At 42.6% G+C, this 20,685-nt stretch carries 26 protein-coding genes; 24 read left to right on the forward strand and 2 right to left on the reverse strand.

What is annotated here, in order from left to right; all coding sequences use genetic code 11:
• Nucleotides 1-23: 23 nt before the first annotated feature.
• Genes DW159_RS01330 through DW159_RS01350 form a run of 5 tightly spaced genes read left to right on the forward strand, consistent with a single transcriptional unit; the run spans nucleotide 24 to nucleotide 3,324 of the window.
• Nucleotides 24-1,052: a hypothetical protein gene (locus DW159_RS01330; RefSeq protein WP_117548691.1), complete on the forward strand. Its 1,029-nt coding sequence runs from the start codon at nucleotides 24-26 to the stop codon at nucleotides 1,050-1,052.
• The gene (locus DW159_RS01335) at nucleotides 1,049-1,483 is read left to right on the forward strand and encodes a hypothetical protein (protein WP_008401850.1); all 435 of its coding nucleotides are present in this window, start codon (nucleotides 1,049-1,051) and stop codon (nucleotides 1,481-1,483) included. The genes DW159_RS01330 and DW159_RS01335 overlap by 4 nt, the downstream gene beginning before the upstream one ends.
• Before the next feature lie 7 nt (nucleotides 1,484-1,490).
• On the forward strand, nucleotides 1,491-2,237 hold the full coding sequence (locus DW159_RS01340; RefSeq protein WP_158547565.1) for a metallophosphoesterase: 747 nt from the start codon (nucleotides 1,491-1,493) through the stop codon (nucleotides 2,235-2,237).
• A 24-nt stretch (nucleotides 2,238-2,261) separates the two neighbouring features.
• The gene (locus DW159_RS01345) at nucleotides 2,262-2,597 is read left to right on the forward strand and encodes an ASCH domain-containing protein (RefSeq protein ID WP_117548693.1); all 336 of its coding nucleotides are present in this window, start codon (nucleotides 2,262-2,264) and stop codon (nucleotides 2,595-2,597) included.
• Between the two features lie 28 nt (nucleotides 2,598-2,625).
• A complete protein-coding gene (locus DW159_RS01350) occupies nucleotides 2,626-3,324 on the forward strand; it encodes a macro domain-containing protein (protein ID WP_117548694.1) in 699 nt (232 codons plus the stop codon).
• Between the two features lie 28 nt (nucleotides 3,325-3,352).
• On the opposite strand, the gene DW159_RS01355 is transcribed toward DW159_RS01350, so the two are convergent.
• Both DW159_RS01355 and DW159_RS01360 read right to left on the reverse strand, forming a co-directional pair.
• Nucleotides 3,353-3,550, reverse strand: a complete 198-nt coding sequence (locus tag DW159_RS01355) for a helix-turn-helix transcriptional regulator (protein WP_117548695.1) — start codon at nucleotides 3,548-3,550, stop codon at nucleotides 3,353-3,355.
• 98 nt (nucleotides 3,551-3,648) lie between these two features.
• Complete coding sequence (locus DW159_RS01360; RefSeq protein ID WP_117548696.1) at nucleotides 3,649-4,377, reverse strand: XRE family transcriptional regulator; 729 nt, start codon at nucleotides 4,375-4,377, stop codon at nucleotides 3,649-3,651.
• A 344-nt stretch (nucleotides 4,378-4,721) separates the two neighbouring features.
• On the opposite strand from DW159_RS01360, the gene DW159_RS01365 reads away from it, so the two are divergent.
• The 19 genes from DW159_RS01365 to murD all read left to right on the forward strand — a co-directional run bounded on the left by DW159_RS01365 (nucleotide 4,722) and on the right by murD (nucleotide 20,654).
• A complete protein-coding gene (locus tag DW159_RS01365) occupies nucleotides 4,722-4,934 on the forward strand; it encodes a LexA family protein (RefSeq protein ID WP_117548697.1) in 213 nt (70 codons plus the stop codon).
• Between the two features lie 108 nt (nucleotides 4,935-5,042).
• A complete protein-coding gene (locus DW159_RS01370) occupies nucleotides 5,043-5,285 on the forward strand; it encodes a hypothetical protein (protein ID WP_117548698.1) in 243 nt (80 codons plus the stop codon).
• Between the two features lie 163 nt (nucleotides 5,286-5,448).
• Entirely contained in the window at nucleotides 5,449-5,652 is a 204-nt protein-coding gene (locus tag DW159_RS01375) for a hypothetical protein (protein WP_117548699.1), read from the forward strand.
• Nucleotides 5,653-5,851: 199 nt separating this feature from the next.
• Nucleotides 5,852-6,160 carry a helix-turn-helix domain-containing protein gene (locus tag DW159_RS01380; RefSeq protein WP_117548700.1) on the forward strand — a complete coding sequence of 103 codons (309 nt, stop codon included), beginning with the start codon at nucleotides 5,852-5,854 and terminating at the stop codon, nucleotides 6,158-6,160.
• A 42-nt stretch (nucleotides 6,161-6,202) separates the two neighbouring features.
• Nucleotides 6,203-6,664, forward strand: coding sequence for a hypothetical protein (locus DW159_RS01385; RefSeq protein WP_117548701.1), 462 nt, complete (start codon nucleotides 6,203-6,205; stop codon nucleotides 6,662-6,664).
• Nucleotides 6,658-6,852, forward strand: a complete 195-nt coding sequence (locus tag DW159_RS01390; RefSeq protein ID WP_117548702.1) for a hypothetical protein — start codon at nucleotides 6,658-6,660, stop codon at nucleotides 6,850-6,852. Before DW159_RS01385 ends, DW159_RS01390 begins: the two co-directional genes overlap by 7 nt.
• A 64-nt stretch (nucleotides 6,853-6,916) precedes the next feature.
• A complete protein-coding gene (locus DW159_RS01395; protein WP_117548703.1) occupies nucleotides 6,917-7,345 on the forward strand; it encodes a resolvase in 429 nt (142 codons plus the stop codon).
• Nucleotides 7,335-7,739 (forward strand): type II toxin-antitoxin system PemK/MazF family toxin, encoded by a 405-nt coding sequence (locus tag DW159_RS01400; RefSeq protein WP_117548704.1) that lies wholly within the window; start codon nucleotides 7,335-7,337, stop codon nucleotides 7,737-7,739. The genes DW159_RS01395 and DW159_RS01400 overlap by 11 nt, the downstream gene beginning before the upstream one ends.
• Nucleotides 7,714-7,941: an excisionase gene (locus DW159_RS01405; RefSeq protein WP_117548705.1), complete on the forward strand. Its 228-nt coding sequence runs from the start codon at nucleotides 7,714-7,716 to the stop codon at nucleotides 7,939-7,941. Before DW159_RS01400 ends, DW159_RS01405 begins: the two co-directional genes overlap by 26 nt.
• 126 nt (nucleotides 7,942-8,067) lie before the next feature.
• Nucleotides 8,068-9,207, forward strand: coding sequence for a tyrosine-type recombinase/integrase (locus DW159_RS01410; RefSeq protein WP_117548706.1), 1,140 nt, complete (start codon nucleotides 8,068-8,070; stop codon nucleotides 9,205-9,207).
• A gap of 117 nt (nucleotides 9,208-9,324) precedes the next feature.
• Nucleotides 9,325-10,422, forward strand: coding sequence for a redox-regulated ATPase YchF (ychF, locus tag DW159_RS01415; protein WP_117548707.1), 1,098 nt, complete (start codon nucleotides 9,325-9,327; stop codon nucleotides 10,420-10,422).
• 85 nt (nucleotides 10,423-10,507) lie between these two features.
• Nucleotides 10,508-11,617 carry a prolipoprotein diacylglyceryl transferase gene (gene lgt / locus DW159_RS01420; RefSeq protein WP_117548708.1) on the forward strand — a complete coding sequence of 370 codons (1,110 nt, stop codon included), beginning with the start codon at nucleotides 10,508-10,510 and terminating at the stop codon, nucleotides 11,615-11,617.
• Nucleotides 11,618-11,935: 318 nt separating this feature from the next.
• Nucleotides 11,936-12,388, forward strand: coding sequence for a division/cell wall cluster transcriptional repressor MraZ (gene mraZ, locus DW159_RS01425; protein ID WP_015533171.1), 453 nt, complete (start codon nucleotides 11,936-11,938; stop codon nucleotides 12,386-12,388).
• A 19-nt stretch (nucleotides 12,389-12,407) separates the two neighbouring features.
• Entirely contained in the window at nucleotides 12,408-13,343 is a 936-nt protein-coding gene (gene rsmH / locus DW159_RS01430) for a 16S rRNA (cytosine(1402)-N(4))-methyltransferase RsmH (protein ID WP_015533170.1), read from the forward strand.
• Nucleotides 13,344-13,370: 27 nt separating this feature from the next.
• Nucleotides 13,371-13,946 (forward strand): hypothetical protein, encoded by a 576-nt coding sequence (locus DW159_RS01435; protein ID WP_015533169.1) that lies wholly within the window; start codon nucleotides 13,371-13,373, stop codon nucleotides 13,944-13,946.
• Nucleotides 13,947-13,983: 37 nt separating this feature from the next.
• On the forward strand, nucleotides 13,984-16,281 hold the full coding sequence (locus tag DW159_RS01440) for a peptidoglycan D,D-transpeptidase FtsI family protein (protein WP_117548709.1): 2,298 nt from the start codon (nucleotides 13,984-13,986) through the stop codon (nucleotides 16,279-16,281).
• A gap of 189 nt (nucleotides 16,282-16,470) precedes the next feature.
• Nucleotides 16,471-18,216 carry a peptidoglycan D,D-transpeptidase FtsI family protein gene (locus tag DW159_RS01445; protein WP_117549403.1) on the forward strand — a complete coding sequence of 582 codons (1,746 nt, stop codon included), beginning with the start codon at nucleotides 16,471-16,473 and terminating at the stop codon, nucleotides 18,214-18,216.
• A 70-nt stretch (nucleotides 18,217-18,286) separates the two neighbouring features.
• Nucleotides 18,287-19,246 carry a phospho-N-acetylmuramoyl-pentapeptide-transferase gene (gene mraY / locus DW159_RS01450; protein WP_022217211.1) on the forward strand — a complete coding sequence of 320 codons (960 nt, stop codon included), beginning with the start codon at nucleotides 18,287-18,289 and terminating at the stop codon, nucleotides 19,244-19,246.
• A 46-nt stretch (nucleotides 19,247-19,292) separates the two neighbouring features.
• Nucleotides 19,293-20,654 (forward strand): UDP-N-acetylmuramoyl-L-alanine--D-glutamate ligase, encoded by a 1,362-nt coding sequence (gene murD / locus DW159_RS01455; RefSeq protein WP_117548710.1) that lies wholly within the window; start codon nucleotides 19,293-19,295, stop codon nucleotides 20,652-20,654.
• The last annotated feature ends 31 nt before the right edge of the window (nucleotides 20,655-20,685 follow it).

Here is a 20,685-nt window from a genome sequence, read left to right on the forward strand (position 1 = left end):
TCGGTAGATGCGGAGGTGAGTTTATGCCAACAAAAATTAATGTAAATGGAAAGTATCCGTGTTGTGCTAATTGGGTTGTGATGAAAAGAACACGTGATGGTGTAATAGCGAAAAACTGTCTGATTGATGAAACGATTAAGTTGTCAGACAGAGAGGCTAGGTATTTGACAAGACTTAATGGAAATAGAAATCCATATAGGATGAAAGGATTTTCAGCCGATGAATGTACCAACTACTTTAGATTCTTAAAAGAATGTATGCTAGTAAGAGAAGCAGGAAGAAGTATGCATATAGATGAGATGAAATTATATACATTGATTATTCCTAATAAGACTAGAACAAATTCGGTAATTCCTAGAATATTGAACTTTCTGTTGTGCATCTTATTCCTGCCGGTTTTTGCATATGGGCTTTACTGTATATTTGCATATGAAAATACATGGGGGATGGAAGATCCTACTATATTGAATATATTACTGGGAAGTATTGGAGGTATTTTTCTGGGAACGATATTGCACGAATCTGCGCATGCTTTTTCCTGCTTAAGTGATGAAAATGGAAGAGTGTTTGAAGCTGGAGTGATGTTGAATGGAATGTTCCTTGGTGCATATGTTTTAATCGATGAATCAGAGATAAAGAGCAATACAAAAAGAGCACAGATTAATCTTGCTGGTGTGGAAATGAATTTGTTGTTAGCAGGAGTACTTATGATATTGGCAACATTTGGAAATTTCTTGAGACCATGGAAAGTAGCTCTGTTATTTGCCGCATTACAGAATGTTTTTTTAGTACTCATGAACCTGGCTTTTACTGAAGGATTAGATGGGGAACACGCTTTAAGCAGTCTATTTGGAGGTTTCGTTGTCGATGCGGCAAAAGCAAATCTTTCTGTGTTGTTTGATAGACAAAGAAGAGTCGATTATTTTGCTGTACATGGTATATGTGGGGCAGCAAATATATGTGTAAGTCTTGTAATTTTAGTTTTTCAATTTATAGTGCCGCTTGTAGTAGTTGCAGATATCAGTATATGGATAGGAGCGCTGTTTCAATGAATTTGAGATACGATATGGCAAAATTGGTAATAGGTGCAGTCAATGTAGGTATGATATTGTATTCTTCCGTATGTTCAGGATTGACCTGCACATTTGGTTTATGGGGAATTGCAACTGCAGTTGGAATATTGTGTTTAGCTGTGAAAAGTGTGTCTTTCATTAAAAAGAATGAAAGTATATGGATGTTCGTTCTTGTTTTATTTGTTACGATTCCTTTTAATGTAAGACTTGCAACAGTAGCTGTTGAGGAGTGCTTTGCAGAAATCAATGTTTTTTCAAAGATATTGTATATTGTAATGGTATGTATGAGTCTGCTGTCTGCGGAAGAGATATTTATAGGGTTGTTAACGAGATTTATTTGGCCTAGACAGGATGAATCATTTATATCGGAACTTAAGAAAATTGATGAAAACATAGATCAGAATGGGTAGGAGTAATATGCTATATTTAATATCAGATATTCATGGTAATTTGTTAGAATTTAAGCAAATTTTGAAGAAGATAGAATTTGATGGAGAAAAAGATAATTTGATAATTATGGGAGATATTTTTGATCGAGGGCCGGATGGGATTGCTCTGTTGAAATATGTCAAACCATATATTTTAGATAACTCGATGGAATTGCTACTTGGTAATCATGAGTTATTTGCCGTTATGTATCTAAACGGTGTTCTTGGCGAAAAGAATACAGATAAAGTTTTTGATGAGAGAACATGGACGGCCTTTGGAGGTGGAGACACGTTAAAGTCGATTAAAAACATGACAGCCTTTGAGAAGAAAGATTTATTATCCTTTTTGGAGCACTTGCCTATTTACTCGGAAATTAGCTCCCGATATCTAGGAAATGTAATCGTTACGCATACTGGTATTGATTGCGATAATTATGTAATGAACGCAGATGGAACAATTAATGTTAAGAGTAGTATAAAAAAGGCTTTTGAAAATAATATTTACAGTTATATGGTTGGTATGGACTTACATCAAGTCCCCAAGAAAGATAAAGAACGGTTTGATCAATTTATTATTGTGGGACATGTCCCTTGCTTCAGATTAAATAAAGATATGAGTAATAAGTTCTACAGAACAGATTACTATATGGATATTGACGCCGGAGCTGGACACATGGAACAAGGGGGAACATTAGGCTGTTATTGCGTTACTACTGATGAGGAGATATATCTTTAGCAAAGAATCAGGAGGTTGTAGGTGATGCTTCATGAAATGAGATTAAAACCGGATCCGTTCGAGAGAATAGAAGCCGGCGAGAAAAAAATTGAGTTCAGACTCTGGGATGAAAAGAGACGGCTTATCAAACCCGGAGATAAGATATTATTTACAAATACAGATACCGGACAAAACATATTGACCTATGTTGTGGATATTCATAAAGCGGATTCTTTTGTGCAATTAAAAGAAGTGCTTGTTAAAAAGAATCTGATTGAAGAAAATGATTTTGAGCCTTCAACAATGTTAAAATATTATAGCAGTGAGGAGGAGAAGGAGTATGGAGTGGTTGGAGTTGAGATTGCATTGCTGAGAGATTAATCTTAGACAGTGGTATGAGAGAAATTGAATGGGCAACGTCGCAAATCTACGAAATAGACAGGTGAAAGGAAATGGGAAAGTGAAGTTCCTGGACAAAATATATATAATAGATATTGATGAAAAAATGATAGATAGCTTGATGAAGTATTTTCAATGGGAGACTAATGTTGAACTTTGTTGTTGCGATATAGAGAGCTTTCTGAAAGATCATATAGAAAAAATAGACGGAGTGACAAGTGCGGCAAATTCATTTGGAATAATGGATGGAGGGCTTGATAAGGCACTGGTTGATTTCTTTGGCGAACAATTACAGTCAAATGTGCAAAGGGTAATTCAGAAAGAATTTCTTGGCGAACAACCAGTAGGAACATGTTTAACTATAGATATACCGGGGTATAACAAAAAAATACTACATACACCAACGATGAGGATTCCCCAACCGATTTTAGATCCGCGAATTATATATACGGCAACTCGCAGTACACTTGTTGAAGCGATAAAAAACCAGATTTTTACAATAACGTTGCCTGCGTTCGGACATCTAACTGGTAATGTTAAATCGGAAATTGTAGCACAGTATATGAGAATGGCTTATGATGATGTAAAAAAAACACTTCAAGAGACATCTTCTATAAATACGTGGGAGTTTGTATACGAAAATAAAAATATAGATGGGGTTTTATTTAAAAGCTATTTTTCAGGTAACTCTCCCCATAATAAACAGTAGAGACTGGGGCAGTTTGCCCTAGTCTCTACTATTCTATATGAAATACATCCTCAACCATCAGGTTGAAGTATGCGGATATTCGCAGCATAAACTCAGCGGATGGAGTGCCTTCGCCACGTTCAATACGACTGATGGTTCTGGTACAGAAGCCTGTTGCAGCTGCAAGATCATCCTGAATGATGCCACGGCTTTCGCGGATTTCTTTTAAGTTGTTGACAACTGCCATTTCAATCACTTCCTTGTAGTTTTCTAAGTTTTTCTTTAAATCAAAGTATAGTGGAATATATGTCCAAAATAATGTGCACGAATTTGATGGTTCGCTATTTAGATGGATAAATCTGTGGCGCTGCCGGTTCCTACGACCTTTCCAAATACATCAAAACGATCATTTTCACTGACACGGATGGGTGCATATTTTTTATTTAGTGATACAAGGAAGATACCCTCATTGTCTTCTCGTAGTTTCTTGATATAGGCATCTCCATTCAGGGAGAAAATGCCGATTTCACCATTTTCAACAGTTTCCTGTTTGATTACCCATGCAATGTCTCCATCATGGAACTCTGGTTCCATACTGTCGCCGCTGATCTTTACACCGAAAGAAGTGTTTTCTGGCAGCAGAGCTTCATCTATGTTAAGAGTCCTGCATGGACCATCTTCAAGGAAGTTTCCAGTACCAGCAGATACTGCATTTTCGTATACCGTGATGGTTCTGCCAAAAGGAATGATCTGACATACGTGCTTTTCGTATTTGCCAGAGTCATGCAGAAGGCTGATATAGTCGAAAGCCTTTAGTTTCCCTTCTTCGTTCAATCCATCAAACAGATTATATGGATTGCTTCCAAAGTATGCTTCGTATATATCTTCAATCTGAAGAATCTGACACAGCGACAGGAAGAGTGATATGCCGGGCTCAGTGGCATTCTGCTCCCATTTGGAGACTGCCTTTCTGGTGAGGTTAAATCCTTTTGCCTGGAGCTTAATGGCAAGATCTTCTTGTGATAGTCCTAGTTTTTTCCTATTTTCAGATATGATTTGTCCTATGGAATGCATATTTACGCCTCTTTTCTATTCGAATTTGGTTGCTTATTTCCCGTATAGTATATATCAGAATGAAATATCATGCAAGTGCAAAATCTCCAAATGAGAGCAAACCAGACACACATGTCTGTTGACGGTCGCTTGATAAGAGCATTATACTGGAGCACGAAAGAAACACTACATGAGCTATACTATGAGACTGTTATAGTCTGGAAAGGAGGAAGACCATATGATTTATCCGCATGGTTACTTTGGTTAAGGGCATATTGCTCTACTTAACGGTGCACAAGGTGGCTTTGACACTTTGGCATACGCGATTACTGCCAGATGGCAGGTAAAGGAGGATATTTTAAATTATGTATTATGATTTGAATGAGAAAACGACAGTTGTGTATATGTTTATTTGCGATTTTAACCGGGAACATGGGTATTCTCCGACAGTCAGAGAGATAGGAAAGCATGTAGGACTGAAATCCACATCAAGCGTTCAGGCATATCTTAAAAAACTGGAGGAATGTGGCTATATTGCAAGACTCAAGGACTGCCCACGTACAATTAAGATTTGTTAGTGATATAGGGATGTGTCAAGTTTTCTATGAAAACTTGATATGTAGCGCCAGCCATCGCCGAAGGCGATTTTGCATGGCTGGTGTTCAATGAGGCAGGAGGTTAAGGCAATGAGTAATAAGGTATATGTAGATGTGCTTGCAGAATTTACCACGGATGGGATTTTGATACCGAGAAGTCTCCGCTGGAAGGACGGAACGGTTTATGAGATACAACGGGTAAACGATATGAGAAGGGCGACGAGCCTGAAAGCGGGAGGTGTTGGAATGAGGTACACATGTATGATTGATGGCAGAGAACGTCATCTATATTACGAGGATAATAATTTATGGTTTGTAGAGGGAAGAGCCTGACCTTGATGTATCATGGTCAGTTGGCTTCAAAGATCAGCATTTACCGGGGCATACGAGAGGTATGCGCGGAACTCCCGGCAAGCAAGCTTGCAAAGGTGATTCCCTTTTCCTTTTCAAGTACAAAGAGATGGTTTTTGTATTTAGAAAGGAGCTTAACTGTAGTATGAATAATAAAGATGTGATTGAGATATGCTGCAGACAATGTAAGAAGCTGATGATGAACTATCATGTGTGCGGAGATGATTCTGCGGTTGCACTTCAAGGTATAGGAGTGAAGTGTGACAGATGCAAACGTGTGATGATTCTGAAGAAATATACTGAGGGTATGTTGATTAGCCGTCTGATAGATGGCGCTTTCAGAATCTGATGTGTGAAAATTGAATAATAGCCCACCTGATACGGGCACATCGGAAGATGGCAGCACCAAAGACGCAGGGGAAAGCAACCAGACTGGATCTGGCTTTCTCTTAGCGTCTTTTTTTATGCAAGTGTGGCGATTCTTATTTTGAATATGAAAAACAATCTGTTTCTGGTTGCCAGAACGACGATCAGAAAGGATGTAGAAAATGAAGAGAGAAGCAAATTCAGAAGAAAAGCAGATGATGATGGAGGTTGGACAGAGGATACAGGATATCCGTATTGAAAATGAGGTGACAGGGGCACAGCTTGGAGCCTGTATTGGAATAAATGGGAACCAGGTGTCTCGGATTGAAACAGGAGTTGCCAGATGTTCTATTTATCAGCTTGTTTTGATATGCCAGGAGTTTGGCTGCTCCGCTGATTACCTTCTATTTGGTAAGAAGAATACTGGCATGTCCAAGGAGCAGACGGAGCTTATTACCAGATTGTATGAGAGTATACAGAATCGTCCTTGAAAGATGAAATGATGAAGAAGGTTCATTTTTGCAGGGAGTACTTTGAAAGAGCAGGTACAGTATGATAAATGCATACCAGACAGGACGCTGACTGGAACAAAAAGCGATATGCGATTTACAAGAAGTAATGTGAATGAGTTTAAGAGAGAACATGAAGTGATGGGAGTTGGATTTATCAAGTCTAGAAAGAGTGTTGATAAGATCATGGATATGGCGGCAGATATGCTGGATAAGGCAAAGAGTGTAGAGCTGCCGATTGTGGAAATTATCGTTGATGAAGGGGCTTCAGACGATATTGACCGTGATAAGGTGACAAGCCTTTGTGAGTGGATGGAAAAGGATTATGTCAAAGTGGTTATCGTCAGGGAGATAAATGATATCACAAAGGATAGAGATGATCTGGAGGCATTTCTTCTGAAAGCCAGGGATCTGGATGTGATGGTGTATGTGCTGAACACTGGAGTTCAGGTGAAAGCGGAACCTGATAATGGAGCAGGATGTTAGAAATAGATCAGAAAGCTTCAGAACCTGTCGTTGAGAATCTGACAGGCATCAGGTTTACTATCACAGATTATGGAACGATTGCGAGAGCTGGTGATGGTTCTGTGATTGGAATATATCCAACAGAGGATGAGGCGTTAGAAGATGTGAGAGAACAGTGTATGGGCGTGTTGAGTTCCGTGAAAACTTGACACGCAGCATCCACATTAGCGGAAGATAGATTTTGAAAGGAATTTTATTATATAGGAGTACGAGATGAGAAGAAAAGGCAGAGACAAGAAACCGCTGATGGCAAATCCAACAAGATGTATTGTTATTCTGTCATCAGATGAGCAGCACAATGAAATAAAAGCTGAAGAGGCAGAGAACAGGCAGTTAAACAGAATCAGGGAATTTACAAAGCAGAATAATCTTGTTCCAGTGGCGATCGTCAGACGTGGAATAATGGGACGAGTGATTTATAATCGCTACTTCAGTGGTGCAATAGAGTGTATGAAGCAGGGAAAGGCAGAAGCTGTTGTATGCGTGAATATTGACACAATTTCGTATGGAATAGCAGATGCATATTACAGAGTTGGACTTATTAAGGAGGCAGGCTTTCGTATATTTACAGTAGATGAGAAGGAACTGATGATGCATCTGTATATGCCACCGAAGAAGGAGGTGTACGCCGATGAAGATTAGAAGAAATATGGTAATATGGGCAGAGCTTAAAAATCAGGGTAAGTGTGTGCAGACAGGTATCAGGCCGTGCGTAGTTATCAGCAACAATACAGCCAATGCACATTCGCCGGTATTTACTGTAATGCCTGGAACAACGCAGGATAAGAAGAAGGATTTTCCGGTACATGTGAAGGTCACAGCTAAGGATGTGAATGGAAGGCTTTACAAGGATACGTTTTTTATGGGAGAGCAGATGTGTACTATAGGAGAGAGTCAGATCATAAATGTACTTGGTGAGATAAAGGATGAGGGTGTCATTCAGCAGATCAATGAGGTCATTGTGAGGGAATTGGCGTTGGATAATGAAAATTTGAATAGGGGGGAACGGAATGTGCTTGATAACGGACAACAGTAAAGAAGTGCAGGGACAGGTGCCTATTTATCAGAAAGTAACGCTCACAATAAAAGAGACGGCAGAATATTCCAATATAGGAATAAATAGAATTGAAAGCTTGCTTAGAGCACCAAGATGTCCGTTTGTGTTATATGTAGGAAAAAAGAAACTGGTGAAACGGAAGGAGTTTGAGAAGTTTATATCCGAGAATATTGAAATATAATAGAGCATTTTTTCGTTTACTCATGAGTAGATTGTGAACACATATGTATGGTAAATATTGAAATACAAGCCTCAATGTAGTATACTTATTCTGCTATTTTGGGGCTTCTTGTGGAAAGGAGCCAGAATGGGAAAAAGCTTAAAAGGTAAGGAACTGGGTGTCGGAATTTCTCAGCAGACGAATGGCCTTTATGTGGCTAGATTTACTGATAGATTTGGACGAAGGAAATCTAAACGTTTTAAGAAACTGCAGGAATGCAGACAATGGATAGCAGATGCAACATATATTGATGAACATAGTGATTTAAAGAATGCTACAGACATGCTTGTGGATGCGTGGTTTGAATATTGGATCGATCTAAAGAAAAAGACAGTGAGACCCAATACGGTTCGTAATTATTCCGAACGTTATGAAAGAAATATCAAGAACGTGATAGGAAATAAACTTCTTACAGAAGTGAAACCGATACATTGTCAGAAAATATTTTCAGATATGGCGGATGAAGGATATAAGACGACAACCATTTATCAGACTAGAATTGCATTGTATAACATGTTAGAGTTTGCAAAGGAAAACGAAGTTATAATAACAAATCCTTGTAAGAAATCGGTGAAGAGTGATATTGGCAAGCCATCAGATAAAAAAGAGGCTCTTACAATTGATGATCAAAGGCGTTTCCTTGCGGCAGCTAAAGGACAGAGTTATGAGTATCAGTATAGATTTGCGTTGCAGACGGGACTTAGAACAGGAGAGCTTGTTGGTCTAAAGTGGGAAGATATTAATTTTGAAAGGAAGACTCTTACAATCGAAAGATCAATGGAGTTTAGGTACAAAGTTGGTGAGTGGAGAGTTGGACCGCCTAAAAGCAAGTCTGGATACAGGACAATACCACTTACGGACGAAGCAATTTGTATTCTTAAGGCTCAAAAAGAAAAGAACAGAAAACTCAAAGTGATAGATAAAGAGTGGGCTGATACAGTGTTCCTTTGCAGAAAGGGGCAACCTGTAAAAAATAGCACTTATGATACAGCTTTATTTAAAATTTGCGATAAAGCAGGAATCAAGCGTTTTTCGATGCATGTATTAAGACATACTTTTGCAACTAGATGTATTGAAGGTGGAATGATGCCAAAAACCTTACAGAAAATATTGGGACACTCTAATATTGGTATCACTATGAATTTGTATGTTCATATAACCGAAGAAGAAAAACAAAAAGAAATAGACCTTGTGGCAGAGGCTTTGAAGGCAGGCGTTGCAATATGAAAATTCATGTATTTTCATGCGAATATAACAAGATTGGTACACTAATTGGTACACCAGCGAAATACGAAGCCTGAAAAGCCGTATAAAATCAAGGTTTTTAAGGAGGAAATATATAAAATGAAATTAGGTATCGTAGGACTCCCAAACGTGGGAAAAAGTACACTTTTCAATTCACTTACAAAGGCAGGCGCGGAATCAGCTAACTATCCGTTCTGTACAATAGATCCAAACGTAGGAATCGTTGCAGTGCCAGATGAGAGACTGGACAAGCTCACAGAGATGTACAACTCAGCCAAGACAACACCTGCTGTTATAGAATTTGTAGATATAGCGGGCCTTGTAAAGGGTGCATCAAAGGGTGAAGGACTTGGAAACCAGTTCCTTGCAAATATCAGAGAGGTTGATGCCATCGTTCACGTTGTAAGATGTTTTGAGGATACAAATGTCATCCACGTTGACGGTTCCGTAGACCCGATCAGAGATATAGAGACCATCAATCTGGAGCTGATATTCTCAGATATAGAGGTGCTCGACAGAAGGATCGCCAAGACCATCAGAGGTGCAAGAAATGACAAGATGCTTGCGAAGGAGCTTGACTTCCAGCAGAGGATCAAGGCTCACCTTGAGGATGGTAAGCTTGCAAAGACCATAGAGGTCGCAGATGAGGACGAGCAGGAGTGGATAGAGGAATATAACCTTCTCACATGGAAGCCTGTAATATTTGCCGCAAATGTAGGCGAGGAAGACATTGCGGACGATGGCGCTTCAAATGAGAACGTGCAGAAGGTAAAGGAATACGCAAAGGACTTCGATGCAGAGGTATTTGTAGTATGTGCACAGATAGAACAGGAGCTGGCAGAGCTTGATGATGAGGAGAAGAAGATGTTTCTCGAGGATCTTGGAGTAAAAGAGTCTGGTCTTGACAAGCTTATCAAGGCAAGCTACTCACTTCTTGGTCTTATCAGTTATCTGACAGCCGGAGAGACAGAGTCAAGGGCATGGACCATCAAGAAGGGAACGAAGGCACCTGGAGCAGCTGGCAAGATTCACTCAGACTTTGAGAGAGGATTTATCAAGGCGGAGGTTGTCAGCTACAAGGATCTCATGGACTGCGGAAGCATGCTTGCTGCCAAGGAGAAGGGCCTTGTAAGACAGGAAGGCAAGGAATATGTGGTTGAGGATGGAGATGTTATACTCTTCAAGTTTAATGTATAAAATAATCTTTGTGATGACACAGATGTAGTGCGGATAAGATCAGATTGCATCTGCTTCACAATAGAATATAGGAGGATGTAATGATATGTCTCAGATATCAGAATATTTTAGAAGCATATTCTTTCCGAACCTTGGGATAACCCTCAGAAACATAGGTGACCATATCAATATAGGAAGCTTTGAGGTGAGGTTTTACGGGATCATCATCATGATAGGATTCCTGCTGGCATATGTACTCGTCACAAACGAGGCAAAGAGAACAAAACAGAATCCGGAAATGTATCTGGATTTTATACTTATACTTATCATTCCGGCCATACTTGGAGCAAGACTTTACTACATTTTGTTCAGACTTGATCAGTATATAGTGCAGGGTGATGTGGGAGCCACTATCAAAGCCATGCTGAACATCAGAGGCGGTGGACTTGCCATATACGGCGGAATCATTGCAGGAGTCATCACAGCGGTAATATTCTGCAAGGTGAGAAAAGTCAGCTTTGTACTCATGGCGGATACAGCCACTTTTGGAATACTGATCGGACAGATACTTGGAAGATTTGGAAACTTCTTCAACAGAGAAGCATTTGGCGCATATACGAACAGTAAGATGGCCATGGCGATTCCGCTTGATTACTACAGATCTGATGGCAATCTTGACTATCTGGAGAGAACCGGTGTCATCACACAGAAGATGCTGGATAATGTGGTGAATATAGACGGCATGGATTGCATAACGGTCCATCCGACATTCCTGTATGAGTCCTTATGGAATCTTATGCTGCTTGTGTTCTTATTTATATATAGAAAGCACAAGAAATTCAAAGGAGAGTTCGCTCTTATATATGTGGGAGGATACGGACTCGGAAGATTTATCGTCGAAGGTCTCAGAAGTGATTCCCTGATGATCGGCAATACAGGGATCAAGGTATCCCAGGCGCTTGCACTTGTATGCTTTGTAACTGCTGTGGTACTGCTTGTCATAAATTATGTAAGATGTGCCAAGCGTGGCTGGCCTGCTGCAGTGATGGGAGACGCCGCTGGCACAGAAGTGAAGATTAGTGGCGAATGTGATCCTGCGGATACAGAAGTGGAGACCAGTGGTGAAGCAGACGCTGCCGGTACAGAAGTGGAGACCAGTGGTGGATCAGATGACGCTGGAGAAAAAAAGAAAGATGACAAAGATGCCACAAAATAGCATTTCAGCGCAGAAAAAGTGGCAATAAAAATAATATAACAGGGAGACAATACAGATAAATACCCACAAGGTGGAGATATCCCCCACGAAATGGGAAAAAACTGGGATTTGTCTCCACCATAAAAAGCCTGTAGGTTTGACAGTGAAAACTGTTAGATCTACAGGCTTTTTTGCGTATTTGCACACACTTTTTTCATATAACAGGGTTGCAATTTGGGGGGCTATAGTATAGAATAGTGGTTACAAGTGGCATTACTGTGCAATTAAGTGGTGGAAAGTGGTGATTGAACCGGAGTTATACGAAAGGAGGAGATCGGGATGTCCAGATGCTTATCAGGTGAATATGAACATAAGCTTGATGCAAAAGGAAGACTGATCATGCCATTAAAACTTCGTTCGGAACTCGGGGAGTCATTCATGGTAACCAAAGGAATCGACTGCTGTCTCTATGTATATGGAATGACAGAGTGGGAGGAGTTCGTTGAGAAGCTGAACAAGCTTCCTATGACCAACAGAACGGCCAGAGCCTTCAAGAGAGGTTTTCTTGCCGGAGCGGTCAAGTGTGAGCCGGATGCACAGGGAAGAATACTTCTATCTCCGAAGCAGAGAGAATATGCTCATATAGACAAGGATGTGTATGTCATCGGTAACGGTGAGAAAGCGGAGATCTGGAGCAAGGAAGAGTGGGATGGCCCTGAGAACATGAGTGATAATCAGGCCAGCATGGACGAGCTTGCAGATGAGCTTGATGCACTTGATTTTAGTTTTTAGAAGAGAATGGTAATTGATTATGGAATTTGCGCACAAGTCGGTCTTGCTTGAGGAGACCATCGACAACCTGAATATCAAGCCGGATGGCATCTACGTGGATGGCACATTAGGGGGAGCCGGACACTCAGAGCAGATTGTGAAGAGGCTTGGTGAGGGCGGCAGGCTTATAGGTATCGACCAGGATGAGGATGCCATAGCTGCAGCGTCGAAGAGACTTGAGCCGTATGGGGATAAGGTGACCATAGTCAGGGATAATTACCAGAATTTCAGAAGGATATTGGATGAACTGAACATACAGAAGGTGGACGGGATACTCCTTGATCTGGGAGTGTCTTCATATCAACTCGATAATGCGGATAGAGGATTCACATATCGGGTTGATGCTCCACTGGATATGAGGATGGACAACAGGCAGACAAAGACTGCAAAGGATATAGTCAATGATTATTCCGAGGCTGAGCTGTTCCGTATACTTAAGGATTATGGAGAGGAGAGATATGCAAAGAGTATTGCATACCACATTTGCAAGTACCGTGAGAACAAGGTGATAGAGACCACCGAAGAGCTCAACGATATAATCCGTGGCTCCATACCGGCAAAGGCGAGGAATGGACAGGGACATCCGTCCAAGCAGACATTTCAGGCGATCAGGATAGAGCTTAACAGAGAGCTTGATGTGCTCAGGGATTCAATAGACGGCATGATAGCAAGCCTGAATCCGGGAGGAAGATTGTGTATCATCACATTTCATTCCCTTGAGGACCGGATAGTGAAGCTAGCATTCAGGAAAAATGAAAATCCATGCATTTGTCCACCGAACTTTCCGGTGTGCACATGCGGAAGAAAGCCTCTCGGCAAGGTGATAACGAGGAAACCGATCATACCGGGAGAAAGGGAGCTTGAGGAGAATTCCAGATCAAAGAGCTCAAAGCTCAGAGTGTTTGAGGCAATTTGACAGATATAAATGAAAGAGGCGATATAGATGGCAGATAGAAGATACTACACAGAGGGTAGTTCTGCAAGACAACTGAATTATGATGACCGGGCTGGACGTAACAGATCCCGCGAAGCTGTAGTCAGAGGCTCAGCCGCTCCGGCGAGAAGACCACAGCCTTCAGTGAGGCCTGAGAGAGCTCCACAGCCGGCGCGAAGAAAGAAACAGGGATCATCTCATCTGACTGACAGAGAGAGACGAGAGCTTGCAGCCAGAAAGGCACAGAGAAAGGCCGTTACAAATGCACAAATAAGATATACGGCGGGCATGGTTGCTGCGATAATCGTTGCGGTGGCGCTGTGCTGTTATCTTCTGAAACTTACATCAGATGTCAAGTCACAGAAGGAGTCAGTGGCAACGCTGAAGAGCCAGGTGGCAACACAGCTTGACGAGAATGCAAGCTACAGCGCAGGACTTGATTCCATGACAGATCTGGATGAGATATATAATATTGCAACTACTAAGCTCGGCATGGTATACTCACAGCCGGGACAAACATTATACTATTCACAGAATAATGATGATTACGTAGTACAGTACAAGGATGTCCCTAAGGCCAAGTAGTCTTAGGGATATTTAATTTTTAAGGTGGAAAGATAAAATGTCAAAGAGATCAAAGCTATTTTTAAAAGGAATGAGAAGAAAGACCAAGATCGCATATTTGCTGGTGGTGGGAGTTCTGGTGGCACTCACCATAAGAGTTGTGTACATCAACGTGGCAAATGGAAAGGAGTATTCGGAGGCGGTGGTTCTGCAGATGGACTACAATTCCACGGATATTCCGTATGAGAGAGGCGAGATACTGGACAGAAATGGAAATGTCCTTGCAAACAGTGAGAAGACCTACAGCCTGATACTTGAGCCTGTGAATATTCTGATCACGGAGAAGGGAAAGGCGGCAACAAGAGCTGCGGTGCTGGAGTATTTCGATGTGTCAGGAGACGATTTTGACAAGCACATTGCAAATGAGGATTCTTATTATGAGGTAGTCCTCAAGGATCTTCCATATACAAAGGTTAAGGCATTTGAGGATTACTGTAAGACCGATGAGGGCGCAGATGTCATAGGAGTGAGATTCGAGACGGTGTATAAGAGAAATTACCCAAATGGATCTCTGGCGTGTCACCTGCTCGGATACACCGCCAGCGGAAATGTTGGACAGGGTGGTATTGAGGGCTATTATAATGACTACTTAAACGGTGTGGATGGCAAGACTTACAGATATATGTCGGGCTCAGGCGGCGTTGACTCGGAGACTGTGGCAGCCCAGAATGGTGAGACAGTAGTATCCACCATAGATATGAATATACAGAAGATTATAGAGGACAACATCACTGAGTATATGCAGAATACAGGTGCTAAGCAGATAGGTATCATAGCAATGGATCCAAACAATGGCGAGATACTTGGAATGGCAAGCTCACGTACCTACGATCCAAATGACCCGATGAACACACAGGCGCTCAGGAACATGACAGTCACCGTCACCCAGGAGGTTGAGATCGAGGGTGCAGATGAGAATGCGGACAGCCTGATAAGCGTTGAGAGTGCAAAGAAAAATACAACAGCAACAACGGAGAGCAGCGAGGATGGCACTACCACAGAATCATCCACAGAAGCGACCACCGAACAGAAGAATGTAAAGACTGAGGAAGTGGAATACGATTTCTCAAAGATGTCGGATGAAGAGTTCCATAGCACGATAGATGGATTTACATCAGACCAGTTATATGAGGCACTCAACTATGTATGGCAGAATTACTGTATAAGTGATGTGTTTGAGCCGGGTTCAACATACAAGGCATTTACCATAGCGGGAGCCATGGAGGATGGAGTGATCTCAGACGGAGATGAATTCCTCTGTGATGGTTCACAGGTCGTAGTCGAGGGAGAGAGCCCTATTTACTGTAGTTACAGAGCAGGACACGGAATGGTTGACGTCAAGAGAGCTCTGGCTGTTTCATGTAATGATGCATTGATGCAGATAGCGGACAAGGAGGGACCAGAGACATTTGACAAATATCAGGTGATATTTAACATTGGTTCCAAGACAGGAATAGATCTCGAAGGTGAGACGACAGGTATTAAGTACGATGTGGAGAATCTTAATCCTACAGAGCTTGCGACATCTTCATTTGGACAGGGTGTTACAACATCCATGATCCAGATGGCAGCGGGATTCTGTTCTGTAATAAACGGCGGAAATTATTATGTGCCACATGTTGTCAAGAGACTTCTGGATTCAGACGGAAATGTGGTTGAGAATATGGATCCGGTGCTTGTCAGAAAGACCATATCCAAGGAAGTGTCGGATTACATGAAGACATACCTCCAGGCGGTTGTTGAGGAAGGTACAGGATATGCGGCTGGAATAGAGGGCTACACCATCGGTGGTAAGACAGGTACAGCCGAGAAGCTTCCTCGAGGAAATGGAAAATACGTACTGTCATTCATAGGATTCACCCCTGTTGAGAATCCTCAGATCATGCTTTACGTTGTAGTTGATGAGCCTCATGTTGAGGATCAGTCAGGATCAGGAGCAGGAGCAAAGCTGTTCAATCAGGTTATGCAGGATCTCCTTCCATACCTGAATGTATACTCAACAAACGGAGATGATGTGGCCTATGACGGAACGGAGGAACCGCTATCATCAGCATTTGACACGGATACAGAGACTGCAGATACAGAGGCGGCAACAGAGGATGCGGCTGCTGAGGACACATCAGCGGAAGATACATCAGCGGATGATACATCGACCGACGACACATCGGCGGATGACACGTCGTATGACGATACGGCAGACGACAGTTATACGGCGGACGATACATGGGAGGATGACAGCGGAACAGGCGATGACACGGATACGTGGAGCGGTGACGAGGACTATTCCGGCGAATGATAATTTACACAGTAAACCAAAGCATCGAAGGTGCAGATACACCTCCGGTGCTTTTTTAATGCAGAGATAGATTTGTACACGAATAGGCGAATACATGAGGCATCCGGCTAATATGATAATAAAAAAGTCCGGGATCAAGAGTTGAAGGTATACAGTTATAACAGGCGGAGGATAAAGTTTGTGTTCGTTATGGCGGCCCTAGCGCTGGGAGTTATAGTTGGCCGTCTTGCATACATAATGCTCTACAGGGGAGAATACTATAGTGAGAAAGCAGATTCCCTGCATGAGAGGGAGAGAAGCATAAAAGCTCCCAGGGGAAGGATATACGACAGAAATGGCAATATCATAGCGGACAACAAGGCGGTGTGTTCAATATCCGTGATACACAGCCAGATAGAGGATGAGGCGGAGGTCACAGAGCTTCTTACAAGATATCTGGATAAGGATCCGGCAGACATCCGGAAGAAGGTGGAGAAGGTATCCTCAAGGGAGCTCATAGCGTCAAATGTAGACAAGGAGACCGGAAAAAAGATCAAGGCGGCTGCTGTTCCGGGGATCAAGGTGGACGAGGATTACAAGCGCAGCTATCCATATGATACCCTTGCATCGAAGGTTATAGGCTTCACCGGTGCTGACAATCAGGGAATACTGGGCCTTGAGGTGACATATGACAGTGTGCTCACAGGGACAAATGGAAGCATAAATGCGGTCACGGATGCAAGGGGAATAGAGCTTGCGGAATATTCAGAAACCAGGACAGAGCCCATTCCCGGAAATGATCTCGTGACAACACTGGATCTCAATATACAGAGATATGTGACACAGGCTGCAGAGAAAGTACTGATCGAGAAAAAAGCAAACAGGGTGTGTGCAATAACGATCAATCCCCAAAATGGCGAGATATATGCCATGGTGGATGTGCCGGAATACAACCTGAACGAACCGTTCAAACTGGTTAAGCCAGAGAACGATGGAGAGACAGACACAGGGGAAGATGCAGAGAGGAATAACAGCGCATCCGGGACATCCGTGTTGCTGCCTACAGCCGGCAATATGGATGAGCTGAACAATATGTGGAGAAATTATCTGATAAGCGACACATATGAGCCGGGATCAACCGCCAAGATAATAACACTGACGGCAGCACTCGAGAAGGGAGCGGTCGACAGCAACTCAAACTTTTTCTGCCCGGGATATAAGATAGTTGAGGACAGAAGGATAAGGTGCAGCAAGACCACGGGCCATGGAAGCCAGAGCCTTAAGGAGGCGCTCATGAATTCCTGCAATCCGGCGTTTATGGAGATAGGAGAGAGAACAGGTGTGGATGGCATGTACGAGTATTATCACAAGCTGGGATTGTTCAGTCAGAGCGGAATAGACCTTCCCGGAGAGGCAAACTCCATCATGCATAAGAAGGAAAATGTCGGGCCGGTAGAGCTTGCCACCATGTCGTTTGGACAGTCATTCCAGGTGACTCCGATACAGTTCATATCTGCAGTGTGCACGGTTGTGAATGGAGGGCATACGGTAACTCCACATTTGGGAAAAAGGATAATAGACAGCAGTAAAGAAACTATTACAGCCATTGAATTTGACGAGCAGAGACAGGTTATAGATGAGGGGACATCACAGAAGATGCGGGAGATGCTTGAGGCAGTCGTTGCCGAGGGCGGCGGATCAAAGTGTGCCATAGAGGGCTGCAGGATAGGCGGAAAGACCGCCACGAGTGAGAAACTTCCCAGAGGAACAGGCAGATACATATCTTCTTTTATAGGATTTGCGCCGGCGGATGATCCTCAAGTCCTGACGGTCGTGCTAATAGATGAGCCCGAGGGCACATATTATGGAGGAACCATAGCGGCCCCTGTTGTGAGAGATATTTTTTTGAATATTCTTCCCTATTTGGGAATTGACAAAGCCACAAATGAGTATTAAATTTATCTCAGTCTGAAAACAGTTTAAGAAATACATAGTCCGCGGTGTGCGGGCAGGTAAGGAGTACAAAATGAATTTAGATTTAAAGATTGTTTTACCGGTAGTGATAGCATTCTGTATCAGCGTGGTGCTGTGCCCTATAGTTATACCGTTCCTGAAGAAGCTCAAGTTTGGTCAGTTTGTCAGGGATGACGGTCCACAGGCACATTTGAAGAAGGCCGGAACACCAACCATGGGTGGACTTATAATTCTTCTGTCACTTACGATCACGACGCTTATCTATATGAAGAAATATCCGGATGTCCTTCCGGTGCTTTTTGTGACACTTGGATTTGGACTTATCGGATTTATCGATGATTACATCAAAGTTGTTATGAAGAGATCAATGGGACTTCACGCATGGCAGAAGATGCTCGGACAGATTGTCGTTACGGGAGTATTTGCATATTATGTAGAGAAGTATTCAGATATCAACAATGAGCTTATAATACCATTCCTTGGCAAGACGGTTCAGCTCAACAGCACACTCTATGTGATACTGTTGTTCTTCATCGTGCTTGGAACAGTTAATGGTGCGAACTTCACAGATGGACTTGACGGACTTGCGTCATCAGTCACGGTTCTCATAGCCACATTCTTTGCGGTTGTAGCAGTGGGAACAGACTCAGGTGTTGCTCCGGTTGCCTGCGCAGCGGTTGGATGTCTTCTTGGCTTCCTTGTGTACAATGTGTACCCTGCAAAGGTATTCATGGGAGACACAGGTTCTCTGGCACTCGGTGGATTTGTTGCATCAACAGCGTATATGCTCAAGATGCCTATATTCATAGTTATAATAGCTTTCATATACTTCATTGAAGTATTATCAGTTATAATACAGGTTGTTTCATTCAAGCTTACAGGCAAGAGAGTGTTCAGAATGGCACCTATACATCATCATTTTGAGCTCGGGGGATGGCCTGAGTCAAAGGTCGTTGCTATATTTTCTATAGTGACTGCAGTCCTCTGTGTGGTAGGTTTACTGGCTCTGTAATGTAGAAAGGAGAAAATGGTGCAGTGGTGCACCATGGTGAAATGATATGGAGATCAATACAGCGATAGTAGCAGGAACAGGAAAGAGTGGAATCAGTGCAACCAAGCTTCTGGTAAATCATGGAGTAAAGGTTTATCTGTTCGATGAGAACAAGGACAGAGATATAGAGGCGATAAAGGAGAAGACAGGCGATTCAGAGCTTGTTCAGATAGAACTCGGTGAGCTTGGAGAGGATGCCCTCTCATCATCACAGCTCATGGTCATCAGTCCGGGAATCCCTGTTGATGCGCCATTTACAGATGTGGTGAGAAATGCGGGAATACCTATCTGGAGTGAGATAGAGCTGGCATACCATTATGGTAAGGGTAAGATAGCAGCCATAACAGGAACAAACGGCAAGACTACAACTACAGCCCTTGTGGGAGAGATAGTCAAGGCACACAATGCCAAGACCATCGTTGTGGGAAATATTGGAATACCTTACACAGAGCTGTGCGACACAACAGACGATGATTCAGATACAGTTGCAGAGATAAGCAGTTTCCAGCTTGAGACGGTTATAGATTTTCATCCGAATGTCAGTGCAATACTCAACCTGACTCCGGATCATCTGAACAGGCACTATACATTTGAGAATTATGGAAATGTAAAGTTTTCAATAACAAAGAATCAGACCATGGATGATGTGACAGTCCTCAACTATGATGATGAGCATACACGCGCCATGGGAGAGAAGGCAAAGGATCATTGCCATGTAGTATATTTCAGCAGACTGGAGAAGCCGGCCGGTGGAGTATATGTAGGGGATGGGGATATCATCCTCGAGGATGGCGATAAGAAGATCAATGTACTTGCCATTAAGGATCTTAAGCTCATGGGAGCTCACAATGTTGAGAATGTTCTGGCAGCAGTTGGAATATCATATTATATGGGAGTCCCTGTTGATGTTATCAGAGATGTTGCAACATCATTCAAGGCTGTTGCTCATAGAATAGAATATGTTGACACCGTCGATGGTGTCGCATACTACAATGATTCAAAGGGAACAAACCCTGATGCAGCCATAAAGGGAATACAGGCCATGGTGGCTCCTACATTCCTCATAGGTGGAGGCTACGACAAGGGTTCTGAGTACGACGAGTGGATAGAGGCGTTTGACGGCAAGGTAAAGTGGCTTGTTCTCATAGGCCAGACTGCGCAGAAGATAGCTGACTGTGCAAAGAGACATGGATTTAACTCAATTATATTTGAGGAGAATCTTCAGGATGCGGTAGCATATTGCCATGAGAATGCGGTTGACGGAGATGCGGTGCTTCTCTCACCTGCATGTGCAAGCTGGGGACAGTTTGACAACTACGAGCAGAGAGGCGATATGTTCAAGGAGTATGTAAGAAGCTATAAGGAGTGATCTGATTGCATGGAGGTCCTGAGGTTTCAGA

The organism is Coprococcus sp. AM14-16 (genome assembly GCF_003434675.1).
Lineage (GTDB): Bacteria > Bacillota > Clostridia > Lachnospirales > Lachnospiraceae > Coprococcus > Coprococcus aceti.

Bases quoted from the DNA above. Each gene is read 5' to 3' on its own strand.
- DW159_RS01360 (WP_117548696.1), bottom strand. From the start codon at position 4,377: ATGCATTCCATAGGACAAATCATATCTGAAAATAGGAAAAAACTAGGA.
- DW159_RS01375 (WP_117548699.1), top strand. From the start codon at position 5,449: ATGAATAATAAAGATGTGATTGAGATATGCTGCAGACAATGTAAGAAG.
- murD (WP_117548710.1), top strand. From the start codon at position 19,293: ATGGAGATCAATACAGCGATAGTAGCAGGAACAGGAAAGAGTGGAATC.
- mraY (WP_022217211.1), top strand. From the start codon at position 18,287: ATGAATTTAGATTTAAAGATTGTTTTACCGGTAGTGATAGCATTCTGT.
- DW159_RS01340 (WP_158547565.1), top strand. From the start codon at position 1,491: ATGCTATATTTAATATCAGATATTCATGGTAATTTGTTAGAATTTAAG.
- DW159_RS01370 (WP_117548698.1), top strand. From the start codon at position 5,043: ATGAGTAATAAGGTATATGTAGATGTGCTTGCAGAATTTACCACGGAT.
- DW159_RS01405 (WP_117548705.1), top strand. From the start codon at position 7,714: ATGTGCTTGATAACGGACAACAGTAAAGAAGTGCAGGGACAGGTGCCT.
- ychF (WP_117548707.1), top strand. From the start codon at position 9,325: ATGAAATTAGGTATCGTAGGACTCCCAAACGTGGGAAAAAGTACACTT.
- DW159_RS01335 (WP_008401850.1), top strand. From the start codon at position 1,049: ATGAATTTGAGATACGATATGGCAAAATTGGTAATAGGTGCAGTCAAT.
- DW159_RS01445 (WP_117549403.1), top strand. From the start codon at position 16,471: ATGGCGGCCCTAGCGCTGGGAGTTATAGTTGGCCGTCTTGCATACATA.
- DW159_RS01380 (WP_117548700.1), top strand. From the start codon at position 5,852: ATGAAGAGAGAAGCAAATTCAGAAGAAAAGCAGATGATGATGGAGGTT.
- lgt (WP_117548708.1), top strand. From the start codon at position 10,508: ATGTCTCAGATATCAGAATATTTTAGAAGCATATTCTTTCCGAACCTT.
- DW159_RS01350 (WP_117548694.1), top strand. From the start codon at position 2,626: ATGGGCAACGTCGCAAATCTACGAAATAGACAGGTGAAAGGAAATGGG.
- rsmH (WP_015533170.1), top strand. From the start codon at position 12,408: ATGGAATTTGCGCACAAGTCGGTCTTGCTTGAGGAGACCATCGACAAC.
- DW159_RS01355 (WP_117548695.1), bottom strand. From the start codon at position 3,550: ATGGCAGTTGTCAACAACTTAAAAGAAATCCGCGAAAGCCGTGGCATC.
- DW159_RS01435 (WP_015533169.1), top strand. From the start codon at position 13,371: ATGGCAGATAGAAGATACTACACAGAGGGTAGTTCTGCAAGACAACTG.
- DW159_RS01365 (WP_117548697.1), top strand. From the start codon at position 4,722: ATGTATTATGATTTGAATGAGAAAACGACAGTTGTGTATATGTTTATT.
- DW159_RS01440 (WP_117548709.1), top strand. From the start codon at position 13,984: ATGTCAAAGAGATCAAAGCTATTTTTAAAAGGAATGAGAAGAAAGACC.
- DW159_RS01330 (WP_117548691.1), top strand. From the start codon at position 24: ATGCCAACAAAAATTAATGTAAATGGAAAGTATCCGTGTTGTGCTAAT.
- DW159_RS01390 (WP_117548702.1), top strand. From the start codon at position 6,658: ATGTTAGAAATAGATCAGAAAGCTTCAGAACCTGTCGTTGAGAATCTG.
- mraZ (WP_015533171.1), top strand. From the start codon at position 11,936: ATGTCCAGATGCTTATCAGGTGAATATGAACATAAGCTTGATGCAAAA.
- DW159_RS01410 (WP_117548706.1), top strand. From the start codon at position 8,068: ATGGGAAAAAGCTTAAAAGGTAAGGAACTGGGTGTCGGAATTTCTCAG.
- DW159_RS01400 (WP_117548704.1), top strand. From the start codon at position 7,335: ATGAAGATTAGAAGAAATATGGTAATATGGGCAGAGCTTAAAAATCAG.
- DW159_RS01345 (WP_117548693.1), top strand. From the start codon at position 2,262: ATGCTTCATGAAATGAGATTAAAACCGGATCCGTTCGAGAGAATAGAA.
- DW159_RS01395 (WP_117548703.1), top strand. From the start codon at position 6,917: ATGAGAAGAAAAGGCAGAGACAAGAAACCGCTGATGGCAAATCCAACA.